At 58.3% G+C, this 21785-nt stretch carries 19 protein-coding genes and 3 pseudogenes; 14 read left to right on the forward strand and 8 right to left on the reverse strand.

Annotated features, from left to right (window positions below; all coding sequences use genetic code 11):
- The first annotated feature begins 107 nt into the window (after window positions 1-107).
- The 6 genes from HXW87_RS16940 (at window position 108) to HXW87_RS16965 (ending at window position 6757) form a co-directional block, all read left to right on the forward strand.
- Window positions 108-863, forward strand: coding sequence for a response regulator (locus HXW87_RS16940; protein ID WP_239776841.1), 756 nt, complete (start codon window positions 108-110; stop codon window positions 861-863).
- Window positions 860-2188, forward strand: a complete 1329-nt coding sequence (locus HXW87_RS16945) for an ATP-binding protein (RefSeq protein ID WP_239776847.1) — start codon at window positions 860-862, stop codon at window positions 2186-2188. Before HXW87_RS16940 ends, HXW87_RS16945 begins: the two co-directional genes overlap by 4 nt.
- 62 nt (window positions 2189-2250) lie before the next feature.
- Window positions 2251-3435, forward strand: a complete 1185-nt coding sequence (locus HXW87_RS16950; RefSeq protein WP_047294495.1) for a DUF2252 family protein — start codon at window positions 2251-2253, stop codon at window positions 3433-3435.
- 93 nt (window positions 3436-3528) lie between these two features.
- Window positions 3529-4818, forward strand: coding sequence for an FAD-binding oxidoreductase (locus HXW87_RS16955; protein WP_239776849.1), 1290 nt, complete (start codon window positions 3529-3531; stop codon window positions 4816-4818).
- A gap of 13 nt (window positions 4819-4831) precedes the next feature.
- Window positions 4832-5389: a cupin domain-containing protein gene (locus tag HXW87_RS16960; RefSeq protein ID WP_047294492.1), complete on the forward strand. Its 558-nt coding sequence runs from the start codon at window positions 4832-4834 to the stop codon at window positions 5387-5389.
- 21 nt (window positions 5390-5410) lie between these two features.
- Window positions 5411-6757: a glutamine synthetase family protein gene (locus tag HXW87_RS16965; RefSeq protein ID WP_131670454.1), complete on the forward strand. Its 1347-nt coding sequence runs from the start codon at window positions 5411-5413 to the stop codon at window positions 6755-6757.
- A gap of 351 nt (window positions 6758-7108) precedes the next feature.
- Here the strand turns inward: HXW87_RS16965 and HXW87_RS16970 are convergent.
- Window positions 7109-7222: pseudogene (locus HXW87_RS16970) on the reverse strand (FAD-dependent oxidoreductase); the annotation flags it as partial.
- A 184-nt stretch (window positions 7223-7406) separates the two neighbouring features.
- Between HXW87_RS16970 and HXW87_RS16975 the strand changes: the two are divergent.
- From HXW87_RS16975 to HXW87_RS17000, 6 genes and pseudogenes are all read left to right on the forward strand, one after another.
- Window positions 7407-7696 (forward strand): annotated as a pseudogene (locus tag HXW87_RS16975) (TolC family protein); the annotation flags it as partial.
- A 36-nt stretch (window positions 7697-7732) separates the two neighbouring features.
- Window positions 7733-8275: a redoxin domain-containing protein gene (locus HXW87_RS16980; protein ID WP_239776861.1), complete on the forward strand. Its 543-nt coding sequence runs from the start codon at window positions 7733-7735 to the stop codon at window positions 8273-8275.
- 11 nt (window positions 8276-8286) lie between these two features.
- Entirely contained in the window at window positions 8287-8826 is a 540-nt protein-coding gene (locus tag HXW87_RS16985; protein ID WP_182401190.1) for a thioredoxin domain-containing protein, read from the forward strand.
- Between the two features lie 98 nt (window positions 8827-8924).
- Window positions 8925-10025 (forward strand): low temperature requirement protein A, encoded by a 1101-nt coding sequence (locus HXW87_RS16990; protein WP_182401188.1) that lies wholly within the window; start codon window positions 8925-8927, stop codon window positions 10023-10025.
- Window positions 10026-10251: 226 nt separating this feature from the next.
- Window positions 10252-10554: a hypothetical protein gene (locus tag HXW87_RS16995; RefSeq protein ID WP_025569629.1), complete on the forward strand. Its 303-nt coding sequence runs from the start codon at window positions 10252-10254 to the stop codon at window positions 10552-10554.
- A gap of 193 nt (window positions 10555-10747) precedes the next feature.
- Window positions 10748-10930: pseudogene (locus HXW87_RS17000) on the forward strand (potassium transporter); the annotation flags it as partial.
- A gap of 38 nt (window positions 10931-10968) precedes the next feature.
- Here the strand turns inward: HXW87_RS17000 and HXW87_RS17005 are convergent.
- The 3 genes from HXW87_RS17005 to HXW87_RS17015 all read right to left on the reverse strand — a co-directional run bounded on the left by HXW87_RS17005 (window position 10969) and on the right by HXW87_RS17015 (window position 13975).
- Entirely contained in the window at window positions 10969-11952 is a 984-nt protein-coding gene (locus tag HXW87_RS17005) for an LLM class oxidoreductase (protein WP_239776863.1), read from the reverse strand.
- A gap of 484 nt (window positions 11953-12436) precedes the next feature.
- Entirely contained in the window at window positions 12437-12868 is a 432-nt protein-coding gene (locus tag HXW87_RS17010) for a VOC family protein (RefSeq protein ID WP_239776865.1), read from the reverse strand.
- 189 nt (window positions 12869-13057) lie between these two features.
- Window positions 13058-13975 (reverse strand): LysR family transcriptional regulator, encoded by a 918-nt coding sequence (locus HXW87_RS17015; protein ID WP_239776867.1) that lies wholly within the window; start codon window positions 13973-13975, stop codon window positions 13058-13060.
- Between the two features lie 179 nt (window positions 13976-14154).
- Here HXW87_RS17015 and HXW87_RS17020 point away from each other — a divergent pair, with 179 nt between their 5' ends.
- Window positions 14155-14802, forward strand: a complete 648-nt coding sequence (locus HXW87_RS17020; RefSeq protein WP_239776868.1) for a hydrolase — start codon at window positions 14155-14157, stop codon at window positions 14800-14802.
- 188 nt (window positions 14803-14990) lie between these two features.
- On the opposite strand, the gene HXW87_RS17025 is transcribed toward HXW87_RS17020, so the two are convergent.
- The 4 genes from HXW87_RS17025 to HXW87_RS17040 form a co-directional block, all read right to left on the reverse strand.
- Window positions 14991-16301 (reverse strand): glycosyltransferase family 39 protein, encoded by a 1311-nt coding sequence (locus tag HXW87_RS17025; protein ID WP_345773080.1) that lies wholly within the window; start codon window positions 16299-16301, stop codon window positions 14991-14993.
- Between the two features lie 346 nt (window positions 16302-16647).
- A complete protein-coding gene (locus HXW87_RS17030; RefSeq protein ID WP_239776870.1) occupies window positions 16648-19269 on the reverse strand; it encodes an EAL domain-containing protein in 2622 nt (873 codons plus the stop codon).
- Window positions 19270-19407: 138 nt separating this feature from the next.
- The gene (locus HXW87_RS17035) at window positions 19408-20148 is read right to left on the reverse strand and encodes an anti-sigma factor (RefSeq protein WP_239776871.1); all 741 of its coding nucleotides are present in this window, start codon (window positions 20146-20148) and stop codon (window positions 19408-19410) included.
- Window positions 20141-20653, reverse strand: coding sequence for a sigma-70 family RNA polymerase sigma factor (locus tag HXW87_RS17040; RefSeq protein WP_041064046.1), 513 nt, complete (start codon window positions 20651-20653; stop codon window positions 20141-20143). Before HXW87_RS17040 ends, HXW87_RS17035 begins: the two co-directional genes overlap by 8 nt.
- Window positions 20654-20805: 152 nt before the next feature.
- Between HXW87_RS17040 and HXW87_RS17045 the strand changes: the two genes are divergently transcribed.
- Window positions 20806-21774: a metallophosphoesterase gene (locus HXW87_RS17045; protein WP_239776872.1), complete on the forward strand. Its 969-nt coding sequence runs from the start codon at window positions 20806-20808 to the stop codon at window positions 21772-21774.
- Window positions 21775-21785 lie beyond the last annotated feature (11 nt).

The following is a 21785-nucleotide window of genomic DNA, read 5'->3' on the forward strand; positions in this document are numbered from 1 at the left end:
TTGTCGATGGCGAGCAGAGTGCCTGAGGGGTTTTGCCGCAGCATGTCCGCTTGATGTCCGCGACGAAGGAATGTTGCTCGATTGAAATATATGACCTGGCGGCCAGAATGGTTTTAGATGCGTTCTTTTTTTGGCCTGAGGATCCTGTGCCCGTGAGCAGACTGCTGATCGTCGACGATGACGTGGAAATTCTCGCCCTGCTGAAGAAGTTCTTCGTCCAGCACGCCTACGAGGTCGATGTCGCCGCTGATGGCGCAGCGATGTGGGCGGCGATTGCCCAGCAGCGCCCGGACACAATCATTCTCGACCTGATGCTGCCCGGTGAAGGTGGCCTGAGCCTGTGCCAGAAAGTGCGGGCGCAGATGGGCATTCCGATCATCATGCTGACCGCCATGGGCGAATTGAGCGACCGGATTGTCGGCCTCGAACTGGGCGCCGATGACTACGTGACCAAACCGTTCGCCCCGCGTGAATTGCTGGCGCGCCTGCGCGCGGTGCAGCGTCGCGCCGGTGAGCAGGTCAGTCCTGTCAGCGAACCTTCGCGACCGGTGATCGCCTTCGCCGGTTGGCATCTGGATATCACTTGTCGCGAGCTGCGCTCCCCGGAAAACGTGATGATTCCGCTGTCCGGTGGCGAGTTCGATCTGCTGGTGGTGTTTCTCGATCACCCGCAACGCATTCTCACCCGCGAGCAACTGATCGACCTGTCTCGCGGTCAGGGCCACGACGCCTTTGATCGCAGCATCGACGTGCAGGTCAGCCGCTTGCGCCGCAAGATCGAGCCGGACAGCAAGCGTCCGGACCTGATCCGCACCGTGCGCAACGGCGGTTACCTGTTCACCGCCAAGGTCACGCGCGCATGATCCGTCGCTTCCTGCGCCGTGATCCGCTGAGTCGGCGGATTGCCCTGACCATCGTCGCGGCCATGCTCGCTTCGCTGGCGCTCAATTTTCTGTTCGTGGAGGTGGCAGGGACCTGGGCGCGGCCACCGATTGAGCGCACCGGGTTGCTGGAGCAGATTGCCGCGACCGTCAAAGTGATCGAGGCTGCACCTGCGCCTTTACGCCCGAAACTCGCGCACGCGGCAACCGGCCCGACGCAGGAGGTGACGTGGAGTGCGCAACGTGACGAACTCGGATTGCCAGCGGGAGGAACGCAGCTGATCGCCAACAAGACGTCGGGGTTGCATCAGTTGCTGGGTGATGAGCGAGACATTCGAGTGTTCAATCCCGCCGACTGGCCGAGCGGCAGTCCGCTGGCGCGCTACGCGGCGCTGATTCAACTGCCGGATGCCAGCTGGTTGTTGTTCTCTTCGCCCGAGCGCTCCTGGGGCCTGGACATCGGCACACGCATCGCGATCATCATCGCCCTCGGTCTGATCGCCACCGTGCTGGTGGCCTGGCTGGCCACGCAGCAACTGGCCAAACCCCTGCAACGCTTTGCCAGTGCCGCCCGCCGCTTTGGCGGTGATCTGCGCGCGCCGCCGATCAAAGTCGAAGGCCCGGACGAGATCCGCCAGGCAATCATCGCTTTCAACACCATGCAGGCGCAGATCCAGCACTACATCAGCGAGCGCACGCACATGCTCGCATCGATCTCCCACGACTTGCGTGCACCGCTGACCCGCATGCGCCTGCGCAGCGAGTTCATGGAGGACTTTGATCATCAGGGCAAACTGATCCGCGACATTGAAGAAATGCAGTCGATGATCAATGCCGCGCTGGCGTTCTTTCGGGAAGACACTCAACCTGAGCAAAGCACTGCGTTCGACCTGTCGGAGTTGCTGCAGACCATCATCGACGACTACCGCGACCAGAACATCGCCATCGATTTCCATGGCCCGGCGCATCTGGTCTACGAGGGCCGCCCGCTGGGAATCAAGCGTGTGATCGTCAATCTGCTGGAAAACGCCGAAAAGTACGCGCAGCAGCCGACCATTATCTTGAGCAGTGATGGCTACAGCGTCTGCATTGACGTCAGCGACGAGGGGCCGGGGATTCCCGAAGCGTCGTTGCAGCGGGTGTTCGACCCGTTCTTCCGCCTTGAAACCTCGCGCAACCGGGAAACCGGTGGCGTCGGGCTCGGGCTGTCGGCGGCGCGGGCGATCGTGCGCGAGCAGGGCGGCGAACTGACGTTGAGCAATCGCAGCAGCGGCGGCTTGCAGGCTCGGGTTGAGCTGCCTTTGTAATACTTTGAAACATTTGCTCGTGACGGGCGGTCAACAGGACACATTCTCTGCAAGAAGCGTCCATGAAAACCCCACGGCCCTCCGCACGCCTCGAACCGCTCTCACAACTTCGCAATCTGAAAATGGCCCGTTCCGCGCACGCTTATGTGCGCGGCAGTACGGTGCAGTTTTATGAGTGGCTGCACAGCCAGCCCGGGCGTCGCCTGCCGAAAGGGCCGGCGGTGTGGATCTGCGGCGATTGTCATGCCGGCAATCTGGGACCGACCGGCGATCTGAAAGGGCGCATCGATATCCACATCCGCGACCTCGACCAGACGGTTATTGGCAATCCCGCGCATGACCTGGTGCGACTCGCACTGTCGCTGGCGACTGCCGCCCGGGGTTCCGATCTGCCCGGTGTGGCCACGGCGCGCATGCTCGAGGAGATGATGCGCGGCTACGAGCAGGCGTTTGAAGACGACGTCGACAAAGAGCCGCCACGCCCCGCGCAAGTCAAGGCCGGGATGCGCAGCGCAGTGCAACGCACGTGGAAGCATCTGGCCCAGGAACGCATCGAAAACACCAAACCGACGATTCCGCTGGGCAAGCACTTCTGGTCGCTGTCACGCGAAGAGCGCAGTGCGCTGAAGACCCTTTGCGCCACGCCAGATCTGCACACGCTGGTGACCTCATTGAAGGGGCGCAACAAGGACGACCGGGTGAAAATGCTCGATTCGGCCTATTGGGTCAAAGGCTGCAGTTCGCTGGGACTCAAGCGTTATGCGGTGCTACTCGGTGTGGGCGAGGGTGATGACGAGGAATATTGCTTGCTCGACGTCAAGGAGGCCGTTGCCGCCGCAGCCCCGCGCGTCGCCCGCACCGCGATGCCCCGCGACAACGGCAAACGTGTGGTCGAAGGCGCGCGGTTTCTCTCGCCGGGCCTGGGTAACCGGATGATCGCCACCCGGCTGCTCGACCATGGCTTCTTCATCCGCGAACTGCTGCCACAAGACATGAAACTTGAGCTCGATCAGTTGAGCCAGACCGACGCGAAGCTCGCCGCCGGCTATCTGGCCCGTGTCGTGGGGCTGGCCCACGCCCGGCAGATGGACATGAGCACCCGCGCCTCATGGATGCGTGAACTGCAGGCGTGCCGCTCGAAGACCCTGGATGCACCGTCGTGGCTGTGGTCCAGTGTCGTGCAATTGGTGGGTCGTCATGAGAAAGGCTATCTCGAACATTGTCGGCGTTATGCGCTGGAGCATTGATCTGCGTGAGTGAAACAGTTGTCGGTTGCCGATATGAAATTTGTTCTGTAGATTTTCATGAAATTATAAGAAATAAATTTCATGAGGCGCCGAATGTTTCAGCAATCCCAGCAGCATGTCGCCAGTTATTACGCCCACAGTTGCGCCGATGTTCTCAGCACGCGGCCGGCGCTGGAAGGCGCACACGACACCGAAGTGCTGATCATCGGCGCCGGATTCAGCGGGCTGCACACCGCGTTGCGTCTGGCTTTGGCCGGCAAGCGCGTCACTGTGCTCGAAGCCAGTCGCGTGGCCTGGGCCGCGTCGGGACGCAATGGCGGGCAAGCGATTCTGGGCTGGTCGTGCGACATGCCGCCGCTGGAAGCTGCGCTCGGCTATGAGCGCGCCCGTCGCCTATGGGACGGCATGCGCTGGGCCGCGCAGGAACTGCGTGAATTGCCCGTGCGACACGGTTTTGATTGCGACTATCGCCCCGGCCATTTGTGGACCTCGGTGATGCCGCGGCGAGTCAGCCTGCTGACTGAGTGGCAACACGAAGCCAGTCACAAATGGGGCCATGACGGCCTGCAATTCATTCCCCGTGAAGACCTGCCGCAATGGGTCGCCAGCGAACGCTACCAGGCCGGCCTGTACGACGCCGAAGGCGCGCACCTCAATCCGCTGAAACTCGCCCTCGGGCTGGCCGCCGCCATCGAGCGTGCTGGCGGGCGTATTCATGAGCAAAGCAAAGCGTTGAGTTATCAGCAGGAGGGCAATGGCTTCCGGGTCAATACCGAGCGCGGTTCGGTGAAGGCCGATGTGCTGGTGCTGGCCTGCAATGCCTATCTCGATGAACTCGATCCGCAGCTCTCCAGCTGCATCCTGCCGGTCGGCACCTACCAGGTCGCCACCGCGCCACTGACCCCGGAGCAAGCCACGGCGCTGCTGCCGAGCAACGTCTGCGTGACCGACAACCAGTTCGTCCTCGACTACTTCCGCCGCACGCCGGACAACCGCTTGTTGTTCGGCGGCGGCTGCACCTATCTGGGTGGCATGCCCAAGGACATTGCGGCGGCGACCCGGCCGTTTCTCGAACGGGTGTTCCCGCAACTCAAGGGCGTTGAATTGCAATTCGCCTGGGGCGGGCACATCGACCTGACCATGAACCGTACGCCGGATGTCGGCGGCGAGGGCAACCGATATTGGCTTCAGGGTTATTCGGGGCATGGCGTGCTGCCGACACTGGCCGCCGCCCGCGCGGTGTCCGACGCGATTCTCGGCGAGGCGGATGAACTGGCGTTGTATCAGGGCCTGAGTAATGGCCGTTTCCCCGGTGGCAAGCACTTCGCCGCACCGCTGGAAGCCATCGGCAAGGCCTGGTATCGGCTGCGCGACAGTATTTGATGGGATTTTGACCATGAACAAGCAAGAAGAAATCGCGGCGCTGGCGATCCTGATCCACGACCTGCGCAAGCACAAGAAATGCACCCTCAAGGAACTGGCGGACAAAATCGGTCGTTCGGTGGGGTTTCTCTCGCAAGTCGAACGCGGCCTGTCGCGCCCGACCGTGGCCGACCTCACCGCGATCAGCGAAACCCTCGGCGTGCCGACCACCTATTTCTACAGCCTGCCCAAACCCAGACAAGTGCCGTGGGTTACCCGCCCGGACGAGCGCCGCACGCTGTATTACGCCAGCGGCATTACCGACATTCTGGTGTCGCCGCAGATGCGTGCCTCGTTCTCGATGCTCGAAAGTCATCTGGAACCGGGCGCGAGCAGCGGTGACCGGCACATGAGCGACAGCTCGGAGCAGGGCGGTTACGTCCTCGAAGGCGAGCTGACCTTGTGGCTGGGCAACGACGACGAACCGGTGACCTTGAGCGCCGGCGACAGCTTTCAATTCGACAGTCACACCCATTGCCGCTACGGCAACCTCACCGCGCAGCTTACCCGCGTGCTCTGGGTCTACACCTGATAACAACAAAGGATGAACACGATGGACGCTGTCTGCTCTGACCTGCTCGCCGAAGTGCGCGCGTTTCGCCAACGCTACCCCGAGGTACGCTATGTCGACCTGATTTCCCTGGACATTCCGGGGCATTTTTACGGCAAGCGCTATCCGGTGGACATGCTCGAAAAAGTCGCGGCGGGAAGCGCCTTGAAACTGCCGCAGAACTGCGTGTTGCTGGGCGTGCAGGGCGGTCTGTTCAAGATCGGCGATTACTGCTTCAACGACGGCGACCCGGACGCTGTGCGCCGCTTGGTGCCCGGCACCCTCAAGCCCGTGACCTGGGAAAATCAGCCGCTGGGGCAGATGCTGATCACCTCCGACGGTACCGCCAAACCCATCGAGTTCGAACCCCGCGAAGTGCTGGCAAAAGTACTGGATCGATTGGCGAGCAAAGGCATTCACCCGGTGGTCGCGTTTGAGCTTGAGTTCTATCTGTTCGACAAAAAACTTCGCGACGGCATCCCGCAATTCCCTCGCGACGAGCTGACCGACGACGCTGATGATCAGCCGAACATGCACATCGAGCGTCTGTCGCGTTTCGCCCCGGTGCTCGACGACATGGTTGAAGCGACGCGGGCGCAGGGCATCGACGCCACGGTGATTACCGCAGAGCTGGGGCCGGGCCAGTTCGAGATCAATTTCGGCCATCTGGACGATGGTTTGCGCGCCGCCGACTGGGCGGCGCTGTTCTGTCGCAGCACCCGCGGCGTTGCGCTCAAGCACGGCTATCGCGCCAGTTTCATGGCCAAGCCGTACGTGCAGCATCCGGGCAGCGGCATGCATGTGCATGTCAGCCTGTATGACGCCGCCGGCAACAATCTGCTGGCCGCCAATCACCAACAGCCGCTGCGCCATGCGGTGGCGGGGTGCCTGGATCTGCTGCCGCACAGCATGCCGATCTTCGCGCCGAACCAGAACGCCATGCGCCGTTTGAGCGGCACGGTGAACACTGCGACCAAGGCGAGCTGGGGTTACGAGGATCGTGACGCCTGCCTGCGCATCCCCGAGTCGGATACGAAAAACCTGCGCATCGAATACCGACTGGCCGGCGCCGACGCCAACCCGTATCTGGTGCTGGCGGCAATTCTGGTGGGCGTGGAACATGGTCTGGAATCAGGCAAGGAACCGATCCCGCCCCTCAACGACGATCGCAACAGCGGCATCGCTTTTCCCACGGAAATCCTCGATGCCGTGCGCGCGTTGCAGCATCAGCCGCAACTGCGGGCGGGACTGGGCGCCGAGTTTGTCGACGTGTATTGCGAGAACAAACGTCAGGATCACCTGGCATTCATGCAGGAGATCAGCGCGCGGGAGTATCGCTGGTATTTGTGATCACTGGTTCAGCGCCACACTTGAGTCAGGTCCAGCGGCCGCCATGAACGGATGGAATTCAGTACCGGTGAATTCCATCGCTCATCGAACTGATGATGGAGCCACCAGGTATTTTGAACACCGGGCGTGACCATGGCGAAAGAACGGCTTGAATGACGTCTGGAGAAAATCCAACGCCATCCCATGCGGTGTTTGCGCTGAGTTGGAAATAGTTGACGTTGGCTGGCAGCTATCAGCCAAAAGCGGTCAGTGACAATATTCGCAAAGGCTACCGCTCAGCTTCCCGAAGACCGATCTCGACTATTCGTTAGGTACAGCACCATCGCTGCACGAGCCGCATCTTTGATTACCTTCAGCCTCAACCAAGGTGATATTCCCGCCTTTATCAGCCAGGTGATACGCCAGCGAAGCGCCCACGATGCCGGCACTAATGACAACGACTCGTTTGTCCAGAGCATTTCCCATATCAACCTTCATTCTGTCGACCTGAAGGCGGTGTCAGTGTCTGCCTCTGGTCGGTTTCTGCTTGTCGTAACGGGCAGCCGTTGTCGTCCAGAAAGCAGATGTAGATTTGTCTGAAGTGGCGAAATAGCTGCCAAAATCATCGTGTTAAAGCGCCGCCTGAAATGGCAGCAAGATAAGCGCGTAAGTGTTGTTGGCACTTGAGGGTACCGAAAATTCGTTCAGCGACTACGGCAAGCGTCATCAACGACTATAGTCATTGGTGAGCCAGAGCGAATCTGACCATTCCCCTGCCAACCTGGCCTAATCCAATTCCGCGATTACACGGCGGATCTTCTTGTGTTCCTTGATGCGGAACGTGAACGTTTCGCTGCCGAAATCACTCAGGCTCAGGCTGAGATCGAGGCAGCGTTGTCTTTTTTTGAACCCCTTGATGGTGGATGGAGTTATCCCGCCGGGCACGTCGCATCCCACTGAGCACGTCCCAACCACCCATCTATCAAGGTTCAAGCAATGAATACTTTAGAGTTCGATGATGCACAAAAAACCAATGGCGACCTGGTTCAGGGTCCGCTGCCGGCCGGCACTGTCGCGCCCGACTTCACTCTTCACGCGACCCCTGATCAACAGTTGTCGCTGCGTGAGCTAAAGGGAAATCCCGTGATATTGGCGTTTTATCCCGCTGACTGGACTTCGGTGTGTGGTGACCAACTGACCTTGTACAACCAGTTGCTACCCACATTCAGAGAATACGGTGCGGCGCTACTGGGTATCTCGGTTGACAGCGCCTGGTGTCATCAGGCCTTTGCCAAAGATCGGAATTTTCACTTCAGCCTGCTGGCCGATTTCGAGCCCAAAGGGGCTGTTGCACGACAGTATGGAGCGTACGAGTCCCAGCTCGGGGTTTGTAAGCGTGCGCTGTTCGTGATTGACAAGGACGGGGTGGTCGCCTGGAGCTACGTCTCACCAATGGCAATCAACCCTGGGGCGGACGGCATTCTGGATGCGCTGGATGCTCTGGTGAATTCGCCACAAGGCACGCCAATCAAAAATTAACAGGTGATTACATGGCCACTCTCAAAGTCCCAGTAAGTGCCAACGACCATCGTCAGGGAAGTGCGCATGCCAAGGTCACCTTGGTGGAATTTGGCGACTATGAATGTCCCTATTGCGGTGAAGCGTATTGGATGGTCAAGAATCTGCAGCAGCATTTTCGCGATGATTTGCTGTTCGTGTTCCGTAACTTTCCTCTGACCACCGCTCACCCGCATGCGCTGGGTGCAGCGGTCACCGCGGAGTATGCCGGGAGTCGAGGGTTCTTCTGGGAGGCTCACGACGAATTGTATGAAAATCAGGATCGATTGGGTCTGCCGCTGTATCGCGCCATTGTTCTCAAACACGGCCTTTCCAGGGAGGAATTCGATCTTGCAATGCAAGAGGATACTTACATTCCCAAAATACAAGCCGATTTCAATGGCGGTGTACGCAGCGGCGTGAATGGCACCCCAGCGTTTTACATTGACGGGATTCGCTATGACGGAGTTCCAGAGTTCATCGGGATGAGTCAGATGATTGAGCTTTTGTTAGTGCGTGGACGAAATCGCTAGAGAGCCAAATCGGCTTGGCATCACCCACATCGGAGCCGAGGAAAAACCAACGTTAGCTTCCTTTTACATTAAAGAGGTGGACACGGAGCCGGCAACTAATGAAATCTTTGAAGTATTATGAAAAAAATCGACACGCAACATGGTTGGAGTTGTTTTTTGACCTGACTTTCGTTGTTACGATAGGCCAGGTTACGCACACTCTCGGACATGTTCATGAAGGCCACTTTGAACATAAGCAACTATGGACATTCTTACTGCTTTTTGTACCGTTGTGGTGGATCTGGTCCAGTCACACGATTTACTCCAACAGGTTTGATACAGACAGTAATCTTCACCGTTTGGCAACATTATTCATAATGCTCCTGCTCATTGTGCTATCGGCACGGATCGGGGAAGGCCTGGAAGTGAACTACCCGCTTATTATTGCCTGCTATTTTGGTATACGTGCGATCATCAGTGTCATGTATATTTCGTCCATTAGTAAACTCGATTCTCGCGGAGAACTTTCCTCAAAGCTCGGCTTCGCCCTATTAGTTAGCGCAGTTATTAGTCTTTCATCCGTTACTTTTGACCCGCCCTTGCGTTACCTTGTTGCTTATATTGGGATTGTTCTTGATATTCTGTTTCCTGTACTTTTCTGGACTAAATTAAAACCGTTGCCAGCACACACGGAACACTTGGTTGAGCGCATAGGCCTACTCACCCTAATCTTATTGGGGGAGTCAATTATTAGCCTTTCCGGAGGCTTATCTAACATTCAATGGGGTTATTATAGTGTGATGGCGGCCATCACCGGATTTATCATGATTTGCAGTATCTGGTGGATCTATTTTGATAGTTTTTACTTATTGAACAAACATCAAAGCAGCATGAGTGGGCACGCCTTGATCTACTCGCACCTTTTTCTTTTTATGGGGCTGGCACTCCTGGCAAATTTGATCAGGCATGCGATCCTGAATGACATTGCGATGCGCGATTTCCAGATTATGTCGATAACCGGCATGGTCTTGTTTTTCCTGGGGAAGCAATATGGCTATTTCATAGCTGTGAGTCGAATAAGGAAATACATACTGCAAAACACCTTGATCGTGTTTTCTTTAGGTGGGTTAGTTATATTTCTACCGCGTGTCGAGTACATATTGGTCGGCTTGACAGTCACCATGATCTGTTATGTTCTCCTGAATTTCAGATATCGTTGAGTCTTGATTATCAGGCCACAGCTCGGGAAAAGTGATCAAGCGGCTGGTCTGCGGTTTGCGCGCTGCCTACTACGTCATTCTCAGTGTCCGAGCGACATGCGACGCTACCCTTGGTCTCTTTGGGTTTGTAATCCTGGTGTCGTCGACCATAGTTAACAGCCGGATGCCCCTTTTAGCTATTGCGACCAGATAGCACCAGCCGCATCGTAACAACAGGAGCCACGTCATGGTCAAAGTAGCGTTGTTCGTTCGTCTGGAAGCAAAACCTGGGAAAGAGAAAGAGGTGGAGCGCTTTCTCTTGAGCGGCCTTCCTTTAGTGGAGGAGGAGCCAGCCACTACAGCCTGGTTTGGAATCCGCTTGGGGCCGTCTACCTTTGGCATCTTTGACGCATTCCCGGATGAAGCGGGCCGGCAGGCTCATCTTTCGGGCAAGGTCGCGGCGGCGCTTATGGCAAATGCTGCCGAGCTGTTTGCCGAACCTCCATCAATCGAGAAGGTTGACGTCCTTGCGGCCAAGCTGCCCGGTTAAGCAAATCCAACAGGAAGTTCCATTCAGTTCGGGGAGGCCCAGGATGTATTTTGTGAAAATCAGGATAGCCTGGGCCTGCTGCTGTTCCGGGCGGTGATCAATCAAAACACCTGTATTGAAGATAAAAGTCATGGCTAAAGTGCCGTGTCAAGGATTCATACCATGCTCGCGCGCTCGGTTAAGTGAAAGGATACGCGCGCAAATCGTGTCCATGGACGGCGTGGAAGCCGCACAGAATCTGCAAGGCAACGTGCTCATCACGGGTTTAGGCTGGGTAGGGTAGATTGTTTGCCGGGCACCGGTCGCTCATGGCGCGAAGATCTCCATCAGTGATATAGAACCGGAGGTCATCCGCGCCGTGACACCTTATGGTTTCGTCAAGTGAGCATTCGTCGGCGTAGCAGTGACCGATGTTCAATGAGCTGCCGGACGCGGCTGCACTCCGAACTGCGCAACGATGTGCGTACCCAATTCCTCGATAACCTCCGCCGCAGGGCGCTTGCCATATTTGAGATTGAGAATGACGTGGTCCACGCCGATTTCCTCAAGCGACTCCAGCAAAAACCGTAGATGGTAACGTCCAAGTTTGAACCCCAAATGGATACGTGTGGGTGACGTGGACGGATTCTCATCGAGATCGATGTACAGCGACTGAGTAAAGGGCTTGTACACAGAGCCACATTGCCTGGTGACCTCCAGCCGCCAGTCTTCCACGACCAGCCGCTGCATATTCGGTATGCGTGGATAGTTGATCCATCCGTTGCTCTCACGCGCGATCCAATCCAGTGACTGGCGACTGTTGCCGGTCACCAGCATTGGAATGAATTGGGTGGTGGGTTTCGGAATCAGGTCTGCGCCGTGCATTTCGCCAGTGCTCCAGTGGATGGGCTCAAAGCTGGTGCTGTGGGCTTGCCGAATCACTTCGTAGTGTTCTCGAAAGATTTCTCCACGCCTTTCGGGATCGACACCAAAAGCCGAAAACTCCACCGGCCGATCTCCCGAAGCCACCCCCAGAATCAAGCGACCTGTGCTCAACTGATCGACGCTGGCTGACGCCTTGGCCGTGTGCAGGGGATGGTGCAAAGGGATGGCAATGGAAGCGGTGCCAAGCGCAATCTCCGAGGTATGGGCAGCCATATAGCCCAGGTACACCCAGGGGTCGAAGACTTGGCCGACATCGCCGAAGCCAGGGTCGCGAAGCGGCACGTCGCGAAACCAGAGCGCGCAGAAGCCCAGCGCCTCGGCTTGTTTAGCCAGTGTGACCTGGTTGAGCATGCTCGGAGTGTCCCCGTCGAACGCCTCCATGGGAAAGAATAATCCAAGGCTCAAATGCCCCTGAGTGAAGGTCCGGCTGAACCCTCGATGCTGCTGGTAAGGAGTCGTGCTCGGCCGATACATACGGATTGACCTCATGGCAGAACGTGAACAGCGCCCCCGTTTCCAGAGGTGCTGCGGCATCGGTCGCTTTTGAACGACAGGTGGGGGACTGGGTCTGGCTTTTACCCGTTGCGCCGTACTGCTGGTCGTGTGGACCGGATTCAGGGGGCAGTTGCTGGCGATAGGCGCGGGTCGGTCCGGGTGGGTGTTAAGTGGACGGTCAAAGGAAGTCAGATCTCTCGGCTCTATACCACCAGATGGGCAAGGTGTTCGAGGAGTCATTCTATAAGCGTAGGCGGTTTTGCAGCTCTCCGCCATATTCTTACAATCGAGCCGCTGCCGGGCGAAAGTTGCATATCGAAGACATCTATCGGTCGTTTCCTGCCATTCCACAACGGCCGCTATTAGGCAACAGCGGTCGCTTGCCGATGCCCGCTTCTGGCCGATTGCTGCCTGTCGTGAAGGCCTGCACCGGCCCGAAGTTGACGGACTGCTTGGCTCGGTTTCAGAACGGGCAAGCCGGTCTCTCCCCCAACCGCTCTACCAACCTTACGAGATAACCGTAGGGGTCCTGGACGATGAATTCGCGCTGGCCTACTTCTACATTTTCAGCCCGATACCAAGTGTTTTTGCATTCTCGATAGAGTGGACATCCAGCCTCATCAAGTTTCTGGATGATGGGTGCGACAGCCTCAACATCAATCTGTAAGTTGATGCCTCTTCCAAACGGCTTGGCCAACGGCGCAGTCAGCCATTGACCCGCGTCCGAATCAATCTGCTCAAGCATCACTTGAGCACCATTCAAATCAAGATATGCAAATCCATCTTCCGGGCGTTGATAAGCGACTTTGAACCCCAGACGAGAAACCCAAAAAGCCAGGCTGCTATCCAGGTTGGTGACCATTAACTCCGGAACCAGTTTGTTACGTTCGAACATGAGAAGACTTCCGTTTCAAAAGACTCGTTTTGCGGACGGGCAGGTTCTGCACTGATGGCTTCGATACCACGACGGGATCGTGGCGATGATGCACGCTCGGGTGAGAGTTAACGAGTCGCGTTGACCGGAAGCTGCCCTACGCGAATGGCGGATCAAGAGAAACGTCTGTCGCTCTCGCTTAACCCAACCTCACGCCAGCGCATCATCCTGATGTGACAGCGGCTGCACCGCCAGGTGTGGCGTTTCGCCGAAGAACTCGATCAGCAGTTCAGTGAGCACACGAATTTTGCGCGCAGGATGCGGACCCGGCGGGCGGAGGATGTAGGCACCGGCCGGAGGGGGAGGATGGTTTGTCATGATCGGCACGAGTGCGCCGGATGCCACGTGTTCATGGGTGAGGCAGTCGGGCAGGTAGGCGACACCGAGGCCTGCGGTCGCGGCGGCGACCAGGGCGATGCCGTTGTCGGCCTTGAAGCGGCCTTGCGGACGAACCGTGATGACTTTATCGCCATCCATGAATTGCCAGGCTTCGGTGCCCTGCATGAGCGCCTGATGGGCAATCAGTTCATCCGGCGTCTGGGGTTCTCCATGCGCGTTGATATAGGCGGGGCTCGCGACGAGCTTGGCGTAGACAGGGCCAATCCGTCTGGCGATCAGATTGGAGTCCTGCATATAGCCCACCCGGATGGCGCAATCGTACCCCTCGGCAATCAGGTCAACGAAGCGATCGCTGTAACACGTCTGGATGTGCAGCTGCGGATGCCGACGGGCCATTTCTGCCAGCATCGGGGCGAAGTGACTCTGGCCGAACGACAGCGGCACGGCCACGCGCAAGCGGCCGCGGAGGGCGCCGGCGGGCAGGATCGTTTCCTTGGCGATGTCGATCTCAGTGCAAACCCTGGCGGCATAGTCCCGGAACATCGCACCGGCCTCGGTAAGTGCCGCGCCGCGAGTGGAGCGTGCCAGCAATTGCACACCCAATTCGGTTTCAAGCCGAGCCAGGCGGCGGCTGACGATCGATTTCGACACGCCAAGACGCAGGGCAGCCTGCGAAATGCCCCCGGCATCAGCCACTTCCACGAAGGTCTGCAGTTCTTCGATATCCACGCTTGCGTTCCTCTTTTCGCGACACAGCACGTCGCGCAATGCTACTACTGCGTCGAACATGGGAACAGCACAATGGATTTTCCGGGCATGGCGTCATTCGCACGTGTCTCGGAATCCATCACCCGCACAGGCTCCGGCCTGATTCATCAACGTGCGTCACCCATGAAAAGGATTTACCGATGGCAAGCGAGACTCTCCGCAACCCCCATACCGATCAGCTACTGACCCCGGAAAACTCGGCGTTGATCATCATCGATTATCAACCTGTTCAGGTTTCTTCGATCCGCTCGATGCCGCGTGATGAACTCGTCTTCAACATAACCAGCGTCGCGAAGGCGGCGGTCAACTACAACCTTCCGATCATCCACTCGACAGTCAATGTCGCGACCGGCCGCAACAAGCCGCCGATTCAGGAGCTGCAAAAGGTGCTCGGCCATCTACCGACCTATGACCGCACATCGATCAACAGTTGGGAGGACACGCAATTCAAGCAGGCAGTCAAGGCGCTCGGGCGCAAGAAGCTGATCATGACTGCACTCTGGACCGAAGCGTGCCTGACATTCCCGGTGCTCGACGCGATCCAGGAAGGTTATGACGTTTATGTGCCGGTCGATGCGGTCGGCGGCACATCGCTCGCCGCGCACGAGGCGGCGTTGCGCAGAATGGAACAGGCGGGCGCGAAGCTCATCAGTCGGGTGCAAATGTACTGCGAACTACAGCGCGACTGGGCGCGAGAAGTAACCGTACCGGGCTTTCTGGGCGTATTCGAGAACTTCGACGGGTTCAACGCTGAAAAAGCGCTGGAAGAGGCGAACAAGAAGGCTTGATTAGGAGGCAGTGGATGAAGGTGTCGCTCGCGAAAGCGGGCGCCACCTTATTTTTTCCTGCTCCAAACGACCGCTTTTGTGCAGGCCCTGCCGCCGATTCAGTACCTTGGATGCGTCATGACCCCGTCAGATACCAACATGTGGATGCTGGACAGTCGTGTCGCTAACTCATGAATCAGGAAGAGGCTTCACCAAAACCAATACGGCAAAAACTTCGGTGTGGGTTCGATCATGAGTTCCAGGTGGTAGGTGATCGGGTTGAAGAAAAACATATCCAGTATCAGAAAAGCCGCTACGCCAAACGACAGCGTCATGAACTCCCGATAGGGATGCTCGGCGAAGTACTGGTGTTTGCCATGGTAGAAGCTCAGCAGCGCAGACAATCCCAAGGCTACACCCAAGTAGTTGGGCTGTAACGGAACATCGGCGAAGTTGTTGTAGACCAGCACCGCTACCAGCATCCCCAACCCCAGCAGGGGCAACTTCAGGCAGACGTTGAGCAGGCCGTTTTTGGCGCGGACGAAGGCGGCTTCCTTGCTGACGAAGAGGTAAGCGGCCAGCAATGAAATCGCCGGGGTGATTGCCAGGATGTAGCGTGCTTTCTTGGAACTCGGAAGAGTGAACAGCACCAGCAGCACTAGCAGCCAGCCGGTTAGATAGCGCAGCAGGTCGATGTTTCTATCGCGGTTCGAACGGAAGAACAGTTTGTACTTCTTGAGAATGACGTTGATGGCGTAAAACACCGTGATGCCGTAGGTCAGCAGACCTGCCGAGAAGTAGAAGTAATAGCGTGGCGCGTGGTCGGAACCGAAGCGTGCGATGCCCTGCATGTTCAGCACTTCGTCGAGGAACGCTGGTCCTCCTTGCACGTAGGCCGCCCAGGCCAGTAACACCACCCCAACAGTCAGAATCACCCCCGAGAGCAGTGAAAACAGCAGCAACATGCGCCACTGCCGGCTCAGTAAGTAATAAGCGCCAATGACACTCGCAGGTCCGATCAAGCCGATAGGCCCACGAAAAGCGAAACCCAGTGCCAGCCCGACGTACAGAAACACCAGGCGGCGCGGGTCTTTTTTGATCTCGGCCGTATAGGCAAAGTAGAAGCACATCACCGTTAACAGCGCCGGATAGATATCCAGTGCCAGCGAGTTGACGCCGTCGAGAAACGCCCAGGTCAGCAGACTGAAAAGAACGCCGTACGCCCCCCACTTCTTGCTGTGCAGCGCGCCCAGTCGATAAATGAATACCAGCATCAGCGACGCGGCTACGCAGGACGGAAAACCCATGGAAAGAACGGATACCCGGCCGAATGGCAAGGACACCAGGTAGACCAACAAGGTATTGAGGACCGTGTAGTCGGGATAGGGTTTTAGGTCTTCGGCGATCGGGAACAGTGTGATGCCGTGCAGCAACATGTAATCGGCAAAGTCGACAAAGCGTGTTGTGTAGTTGAGGACCGCGGGTTTGTACTGCAATGCCATGAACACCGCCAGTGTCATGAAAAAAATGCTCAGGCATGGGTTTCTCGTAATCAGTCCCGTCAACATTCCAGCCCGCGAAGTGCGCTCTACAACAAGCGGGGCATCATATCGATCCATCGCTAACCCTTTAGTGAAGTTGTTCTTTTGACCGCAATCCTGACAGTCCGATGACGCCTGCATTGAACTCGTGTGTGGCGCGAGATTGATGTTGAGCCTGGCCCGCGGCGAGGACTATTCAAGCATGACGGCCCTAAACACACCCTGAACAAAATCAATTGAAGTCAACAGGAAAACCGTATTAACAACGCGTGTCGAAACGGGCTTTGTGCATTTCAATGATTGAATGCCAGTGATACAAGGCCGGCTAGATGACGCGTCCTTTCTTCGACGGCGAATGATCGGCCGGCCGGGTTCTGGCGGTTTGCAACAATCGGGCGAACGCCGCTTTGTCGATCGGCCGACTCATGAAATAGCCCTGAACCTCGTTGCATTGATCCTTGCCCAGAATCGCCAGTTGCTCCTCGGTTTCCACGCCTTCGGCGGTCACGGTCAGGCCCATGGCTTTACCCAGGCCGATGATCGCCTGGACCACGGCGCGATCGTTGGCGCCGTTGCTGATCGAGGCGATGAAGCGCTTGTCGATCTTGATCCCGTCGAACGGGTAGGCGCGCAGGTAGCCGAGGGACGAATAGCCGGTGCCGAAGTCGTCCATGTTCAGGCGCACGCCGAGTTGCTTGAGCGCATTCATCGTGGCCAGCGCGCCGTCGGTGTCGACGAGCATCACGTTTTCGGTAATCTCCAGTTCCAGGCGACTGGCCGGAAAACGGGTCTGGATCAGCGCTTCGCGTACGTCTTCGACGACATCGCTGAGGGCGAACTGTGCCGGGGACAGGTTGACTGACAGGAGGATGTCTGACGGCCATTCGAGTGCGGTTTCACAGGCTTCGCGCAACACCCAGCGTCCCAGCGCCACGATCAGATCGGTCTGTTCCGCCAGGCCGATGAACACGTCCGGGCCCAGCAGACCCTTGGTCGGGTGCTGCCAGCGCACCAGCGCCTCGACCGAGACGATGTGCTTGCCGTCGACGGTGTAGCGCGGCTGGTAATGCAGAATGAATTCGTCGTTTTTCAGCGCGCCGCGCAGGTCGCTTTCCATTTGCCGGCGGGTCTGGATCTGGTCGTTCATGTGCGCTTCGAAATAGCACCAGGTGTTTTTGCCCTCGGACTTGGCCTGATACAGCGCGATGTCGGCGCAACGGATCAACTCGCTGGGCACGAAGCCCTGACGGCGGCTCAGGGCGATACCGATGCTGGCCCCGACGTGCAACGGATGGTGCTCGAAGAGCATCGGTTGATGCAGGCTCTCGACCAGCCGGGTACAGAACCGGTCGACTTCCTGCCGAGTGTCCATGCCATTGAGCACCACGACGAATTCGTCGCCACCCAAGCGTGCGACGATGTCGTGCTCGCGGGTGCATTCGCGCAGACGACTGGCGACTTCCTGCAACACCGCGTCGCCTGCCGGATGGCCGAGGGAGTCGTTGATCGGCTTGAAGTTGTCCAGGTCGATCACCAGCAGCGACAGCGGCGGCGCGTGCTCCTTGAGCAGCAGCGCTTCATCCAGATAACGCGCCAACTGGTTGCGATTGGGCAGGCCGGTGAGGGCGTCGTGCATCGACAGGTGCTGGATCTGCGCATGGGCGGCGACTTCGTCGGTGATGTCGCTGGCGGTGCCGCGATAGCCGACCACGGTTTGCTTCTCTATAATCGGCCGCGCCGACAGCCGGCAGTGGCGTTGCTGCCCGGCGTGATCGCGGTAGGTGCAACGCAAGTCGCTGGCATTGCTGTCCTCGGTGAGTTTTTTCAGCCACAGCTCCAGCGGCGTGGTATCGCACGCCACCAGTTGCCCGATGCCCTGGCCCAGCCACTGGGTTTGCGGGTAGCCGGTCACCTCGCTGAAGCGCGCCGAGAGATAGGTCAGGCGCAAGTGCCTGTCGACTTCCCAGATCCAGTCCGACGCCGCTTCGGCGACCGCGCGAAAGCGTTCTTCACTGGCTTCCAGCGCATGGTTGGCCGACTCCAGTGCCTGATTCGAAGCCTGCAGCGTGCTGAAACTGTGGTCGACGTAGGTCGAAGAACGCACGGCGTGACGCAAGAAATAGGCGGTCAACAGCATCAGCACGGCCAGCACGGCGCCGAGGGTTGGCAGCAGTGACCACAGCAGTTGCTGCCCGGGTCGTTCCAGATCCGCTATCAAGCTGTAACCGGTGCTGTCCAGCGGTACTCGTGATTGTTCTTCGGCAAGTTGTCCGTCCGGAGTCAGGGTCAGGTTGCTCAGGCCATAAGCGACTCCGATCACCCGCAGTTTGGCGGGCGTCAGCTTGTCGACGAACACCAGCACCGAGGTCTGTGTCGGATCGCCCACCGGACGTTCGTCGTTGGGCAGAATTGCCGCTGCTGTAACCAGTGCCGGCCATCCGTCGAACAGTGAGTAGGTGCTGACAGGCACCGTCAGACTGGATTGGCTTTGCACCTGATCAATCAGTGAGGCGGCAGATACCTCGAGCCAGCGCGAGATGTCACCTTCTTTCTGTTGCCCTTGCACCACGGCGTATTGGGTCCCCTGTCGATTCAACACAAAAACACCGTCATAACCGTCGGTGGTGAACAGGGTTTTGCCGATATTTTGCTGGTTGTACGCCCAGTCGGTATCGACATGTGGATGCAGGTGTTCGTAGGCCGTGTTCCAGTCAGCGTAACTGGTGATGTAGCTTTTGGAGGTCGCGATGCGATTTTCCAGGGCGCGGGCCGTATAGAAGCGGGTTTGCTCGACATCCTCGCGATCCAGGCGAGCGGCAATGCTGAGCAGGGTGCCAATCGCAGCAATCACCCCGACGATAAACAGCGTGGCGACCGCAAATGCCAGGCGGCGGGTAATGGCGCTTTGCTGAGGCGGAACCGGCGTGGCAGGAGCGAAACTGTCCATATGCTCGTCCTTGGTAGCTAGGGTTTGCTCATCTGGAACAGCGGCCCGAGCGCATTGTTCAATCTGTTGTTGGCAATGGCGCTGCGGTGGATTTCTCAAGCGTAGTGAATACGCGGGGATTTTGCCTTTGGCGTAACGTCATTGCGCTCTGAGCAACTGCCCCAAGACCTCCAATTCTCCTTTCTCCACATCCGACACCAGCACGAAACGCATATGAGCGGCCTGCCACGAAACCACGTTGAATCCGCGCACGCTGTGACTCTGCACGACTTGGTCCGCCTCGTTCGTCGGCAGGATGAACAGGTTGATGATGTGCTTGGCATGCCCGTAGCTCAGGGCGGCGGTGGTCTGGTGTTGCAGGTAATCCAGACGCCCGCCAAGCAAGGGGAAGCCTTGCGCCGTGTAGTCGAATACCGGCGGCGAGAAGTCGAGTTTGCCGGCGAACCACGGTTTGACGGTGTGGCGATCGGACGACACCACGTCGTTGAGGTGTTCGCCCATCAACGAGCGTACGTGGCTGGACACGGCCTCGTCGATCAAGGGTTGCTCGCTGCCGGGAGTGTCGACATACAGCACCAGCGCCAGAGCCAGCGCGGCGGCGGAAAAGGCCGGGGCCAGCCATTTTTGCCAGCGCTGGATGAACCTCGGCTCAGGTTTGTCTGCGGCGAACACGCTCGCCGCCCATGCGGCGGGCGCCGGATAGTAGGGTACATGGCGCTTCACGCTGACCTTGAGCAACTTCGCTTGCTCGTGCAGCTGTGCGCATTCGGCACAGGTGCTCAAGTGCGCGGTCACCTGCGCCGCCGTCGCCGGATCCAGTTCCTGATCCAGATAGCCGTGCAACTGTGTCTGGCAAAGCGCGCAGTCGAGTTCATTCATGATCGTGCAACTTCAGTAGTTCGAGCTTGAGCAGGGCACGTGCCCGGGCCAGTCTGGACATGACGGTGCCAATCGGAATGTCGACCACCAGGGCGATGTCCTTGTAAGGCATGTCTTCGAGTTCCTTGAGCACAATCACTTCGCGAAACACCGGCGGCAGGGCACTCAGCGCCTGCTGGAGCAAGGCGGCATTTTCCATGTGAATGGCCAGCAGTTCCGGGGTCTGGCTGTGGCTCAACGGACCTTCGTCAGCGACCCGGTCGTCATCGATGGCGACCCAATGGCGCCCGGCCGAAGCCTTGAGCCAGGTGTAGCTCTCGTTGCGCACGATGGTCAGAAACCACGCCTTGGCGTTGCCGTCGGCGAAACGTTGCAAAAACCGGAAGGCGCGCAGGGCGCTTTCCTGCACGACGTCGCGCGCAGCGCTGTCGTTGCCGGTAAGCCAGCGCGCAAGGTTGTAGGCCGCGTCCAGATGGGGCGCAATCAATTCCTCAAATCGCTTCATGGTCGGTTCCGCACCGTCACCCCCTGTAACCGCGCTGCGGCAGGTTTTATTCGCGCAAAAAGATTTATTTTTTGCCGTGGAATAAAGCCTCACGCCACAAGGTTTACCTCGTGTCAGCTACCTCACTGTAGTTCGCCCGCGAGGACACATCGATGGACATTCAAGCAAAACAGCCACTGCGCACCGACGGCCCGCTCAACCCGGACCGGCGAACCCTGCTCAAATGCTCGGCGTGGGCCGGGGCCGGGGTTCTCTGGGCCCTGAGCGGCGGCATCCCCAAAGCCTTTGCGCTGGATGACGCAGGCAACGTCAGCGATCCCAAGGCGCTGGACAGCACCTTTCACTTCGTGCAGATCAGCGATTCGCACATCGGCTTCAACAAGGAAGCCAATCCCGAACCGGTCAAGACCTTGCAGGTGGCCATCGACAAGGTCATCGCGCTGCCCAGACGGCCATCGCTGATCTTGCACACAGGCGACATCACCCACCTGTCCAAGCCCGAGGAATTCGACACCGCCGCACAGTTGCTCAAGGGCCTGCCATCCACCGTGCATTACGTCCCCGGCGAACACGACACCCTCGACGAGGGCGGCGGCACGCTGTACCTGGAGCGTTACGGCAAGGGCACCAAAGGTAACGGCTGGTATAGCTTTGATGATCATGGCGTGCATTTCATCGGGCTGATCAATGTCTTCAATTTCCAGGCCGGTCATGAAGCCACCCTCGGCGCCGAGCAACTCGCCTGGCTGGCCGATGACTTGCGTGCAGTTAGCAGCAGCACGCCGATCGTCGTGTTCACCCACATCCCGTTGTGGACGGTTTATCAGCCGTGGGGCTGGGGCACCGAGGACGGCGATCAGGCGATCGCGATGCTGCGCAAGTACGGCTCGGTGACGGTGCTCAACGGGCACATCCATCAGGTGATTCAGAAAGTCGAGGGCAACATGACCTTCCACACCGCCCGTGGCACCGCTTATCCGCAGCCGCCACCGGGCGCAGCACCGTCACCGGGGCCGATGACGGTGGCGGCGGATCAGTTGCGCAATTACCTGGGGATCACCGACGTGCGCGCGACCCAGGGCGATCACCCGCTGGCCCTGATTGATTCGACACTGGTTTAACCGAGGGCAAA

The organism is Pseudomonas sp. Y5-11, from assembly GCF_022368695.1.
GTDB classification, from domain to species: domain Bacteria; phylum Pseudomonadota; class Gammaproteobacteria; order Pseudomonadales; family Pseudomonadaceae; genus Aquipseudomonas; species Aquipseudomonas parakoreensis.